This window comes from Mesorhizobium sp. M2A.F.Ca.ET.039.01.1.1, assembly GCF_003998035.1.
Taxonomy (GTDB): Bacteria; Pseudomonadota; Alphaproteobacteria; order Rhizobiales; family Rhizobiaceae; genus Mesorhizobium.
This window is the reverse complement of record NZ_RZRY01000655.1, coordinates 1-3535: the sequence shown is the minus strand read 5'-3', so window position 1 is coordinate 3535 and position 3535 is coordinate 1. Positions and strand designations below refer to the sequence as shown.

Sequence of the window (3535 nt, the reverse complement as noted above, 5' to 3'; positions counted from 1 at the left end):
GTATTAAAGCGACTGCAAGTGCGCTGGGCACAGGGCAGAAGGTTCCATCTGGTAACGAACTGGCTCTACGGGGCGTTGCGCGTAAACGCATCCTTGCGGCGCGTTCGATCAAGGCGGGACAAGTCCTTACTCTGAGGGATATTGTTCTCAAACGCTCATCCGAGGGGCGCCCGGCGGGCGATATATTTGATGTCATCGGAAGGGCCGCGGCTGGTGACATGGACATTGACGATGCAATAAGCACCGAAATTTAGATGAGCGACGCCAGCTACCACTTGGCATTCCTGGGGGCAGGAGGGCACGCGCGCGTGGTCAGCCGCATTCTGACGCGGGCTACCATGCATGCTGAAGCCTGGCATGAAGAGGCGGGAAATCCGTTATTGCCGCGCAACTATGACGCCATTCATATGGTTGCTGCAGAGGGGGTAACGAAGGATATCGTCAATATCCTGCTCGTTGCCTTTGGATTTAACCGCGATGGCACGACCAATACAGGCAGGGAGTGCCCGACAGTTCATCATCACGCTACTGATGGCGATTGCATAGCACACATTGCGGGGCTCACCGGGCCGGCCAGCGTGGTTCTCGTAAACGGGATCGGCCAGCGGGCAACGATTGTGGGCGAAGGATTGAATCCCCGCTTAAGGGCGGCGGATCAATACGAATCCATGCGGCTGCTCAAAGACGATTTGACGGTTCTGGAGCCGCCTATTGTCGATCCTGGCGCCATGCTGCTTGATCCCTACGAGGTTTCCATGGGTGCGCTCCGGACGCGGGGAACCGAAGGCGGGATCGCCCACGGAACGCAGGTCCACCTAGGCGTCAACCTCGGCGCGCAAGTGTTTTTGGGAGCGCGCGTGATCATCAATACCGGGGCCAACATCGACCATGACTGCCAAATATCCTCCGGGGCGTTCATCGGCCCTGGCGCCATCCTCTGCGGTGGGGTCATGGTGGGTAAAGGTGCATTTGTAGGCGCGGGCGCGATTATTTTGCCAGGCGTGCAGATTGGAAGTGGCGCCCTGGTTCCGGCGGGAGCCGTTGTCGATCGCGACGTCAAGGACGATGCTATCGCCGAATCACGTGACGATCGCAGGCTGCGGGCCGAACTGCGTCGACAGGAGAAGTAAAAATGCAAGTTCCCCCAACAGCGCGTCGAATAGCGATTGTGACGACCACCAGGGCGGAATGGCACTTGCTCGAGCCAGTTGTCAACGAGCTCGCCACGAGACAAGGCTTGGAAACCTTCGTGCTTGCCGGGGGCACGCACCTCGAGCAAGCGTTTGGGATGACGGTTCGGGCTGTCGAAGCGTCGAGTCTGTGCCCGATTCACCAAGTGAGCTTTATGCCGGATGAAAGTATTGCTCCGTCCGACCATACCGCCATGACACGGGTCATCGGACAGGCCGTCATCTCGTTTGCCGACGCCTATGAACGCCACAAGCCGGATCTCGTCCTCATACTTGGTGACCGTTTTGAAATCCTGAGCGCTGCTCTGGCTGCTGTGTCAATGCGGATTCCTTTGGCCCACCTCGAGGGGGGGCACGTTACCGAAGGAGCAATAGACGAGCGGTATCGGAATGCGATAAGTAAACTTGCTGACATCCATTTCCCGGCTCTGCCCCTGCAGGGTGAGCGTCTGCGCTCTATCGGGGTGGCCGAGTCGCAGATCGTTGCGACAGGACCGATTGGTGCCGCGCTTGCGCGTCGCGCGAAGCCGTTGGCTCCGATCGACATGGAAAAACTTTCAGGATTTAATCCCGAACAGCGCGCCATCCTGATAGCCACCGTCCACTCCGAGACAGCCTCCACAACGACGGCGGACCAAATCGCAGGCATAACCAGACGCGTTGTAGAGGCCGTTCTCGACTTAAACCATTCACACAAAGGATTTCAACCAGCCTTCTTGTTTACACTCGCCAACCTCGATCCCGGCGGAGACGTAATCAACAAGGAACTCTACGCCTTGATGAACAGGTTTCCAGATGACGTTCATGTTTTGCCATCGATTGGGCACCTCTACATTCAAGCCCTTATGGCGTCCGCTGGAGTTATTGGGAATTCCTCGTCTGGCATTTTAGAGGCCTGCGCTATCGGCCTCCCGGTTCTGAACATTGGCAGTCGACAGAAGGGACGGGACCGCTATGGCCCAGTAACGGATGTTCCTTGGGACGCTGCGACGATCGTGCCTGAAATTCAAAAGCTGTTGGCGGAGTTCAATTCCAGGCAAACCGGTAGTCTCAATAAACGGCGAAGCCAAGGCGAGACAGAACCCGCACATTCCGGCGCACCGGACCCATGGGTAATCATCGCTGATCGCGTATCTGGTCTCTGCCGAAACCTCAAGAGACTAGATCTGTAAATTGCGGCTGAATCGTTTGTAGGATCCGGGAGGAGAAAAAAGATTGAGAGGGCATGCGCCACGTGCTTTGTCGGTATCAAGCGCGGCGCTTGAACGAGCTTCAATAGTCACCATGCTTCGATTACCGCAAATCACAGCAGTGCCTGGCGATGGCCAACCCGTCCTTATGAATTCTTCGGAAATGACCGACGGCCGGTCCGGCAGGCGGATGCCTGATTATGTAAGAAACAGGCATCTGATGCTGAATGGGCGTTCAGAAGAACGTGTCTTTCGTGTCGCACGTTACATCGCTGAGAGGCTATGCCGACTTCTCCAGCTTCCTGAGGCTGGGGTGTCAAAAAAGATTGGCCATTTAGCGTGCCGGCATGCCGCAGCGACCCAATTTCTGCTCATGACCGATTTTGTCGGGCTGCTGCGACCGCTTGTCGATGCCTTGGAAGTTTGCCGTAAAGAGGGTTATGATGGCCCTTGCTTTCCTTCGTACGAGCGACTCGCTGCGACAGCCGCAGAGGAAATCAAGGGATGGGACCAGGTGAACAATGGCCACCTGTCAGTTCCTTCGATGCGCGGTGTGGATTTGGGCTCTGCCCAGTCCCATCTCGTCGACACATCGTCAATGTTAGGCCTGCCGGTTGGGCTTCGTCCCGATACCATTATCGAGCCAACGCCTACGGTTCCTAGGTCGTTTCACCCGACTTGCCTCATTCGCGCGTTCCGCCTCCTGCGGCAGGCGAACATACCGCCGGCTCTATCGCTTTTGTTAAGCCATGCCGTCTATCGCGTCCTGAACGGCCGTCTTGAGCAATTAGCGGGAATTCCTCTGGAAGCTGCCGATCTCGCGAAACACCCGGTGGTCTATTGGGCGAACATGTCATTGCGCTCCGTATTCCATGCATCTATGCGCCGGTCGTTGGGCCTGCCCACAATCGCTGCGCACACAATTTTGATGACGCAATCGGAGCGTTACGTCTGTGATGTCTTCGACGCTGTCCTTTCGGTCGGGACCGGACAGCCGCTTGGAAACTCGCAGGCGTTCCGCGTGAGTGGGAATATTCAGCCTGTCGTGCCGAGATCTGGCCGCTCCGTGATGCTCGCGCTGCAGCCTCAGTTGGACATTTTGCGGGGTCTATCGCAATTCGGTCAGATAGCGTCGAAAGCTGGCCACGAGGTGAT

Annotated in this window: 4 protein-coding genes; all 4 read left to right on the top strand. The window is 57.0% G+C overall.

Annotation, left to right across the window (positions count from 1 at the left end; translation table 11 throughout):
- The coding region (locus EOA24_RS31240) for an SAF domain-containing protein (protein WP_245501893.1) at positions 1 to 254 on the top strand (254 nt) is incomplete at its 5' end.
- Complete coding sequence (locus EOA24_RS43990; protein WP_127410453.1) at positions 255 to 1130, top strand: DapH/DapD/GlmU-related protein; 876 nt, start codon at positions 255 to 257, stop codon at positions 1128 to 1130.
- A 2-nt stretch (positions 1131 to 1132) separates the two neighbouring features.
- Positions 1133 to 2362 carry a UDP-N-acetylglucosamine 2-epimerase gene (neuC, locus tag EOA24_RS31230; protein WP_127410452.1) on the top strand — a complete coding sequence of 410 codons (1230 nt, stop codon included), beginning with the start codon at positions 1133 to 1135 and terminating at the stop codon, positions 2360 to 2362.
- A 181-nt stretch (positions 2363 to 2543) separates the two neighbouring features.
- On the top strand, positions 2544 to 3535 hold a 992-nt coding region (locus tag EOA24_RS31225), incomplete at its 3' end, for a hypothetical protein (RefSeq protein WP_133374699.1).

Bases quoted from the DNA above. Each gene is read 5' to 3' on its own strand.
- neuC (WP_127410452.1), top strand. From the start codon at position 1,133: ATGCAAGTTCCCCCAACAGCGCGTCGAATAGCGATTGTGACGACCACC.
- EOA24_RS43990 (WP_127410453.1), top strand. From the start codon at position 255: ATGAGCGACGCCAGCTACCACTTGGCATTCCTGGGGGCAGGAGGGCAC.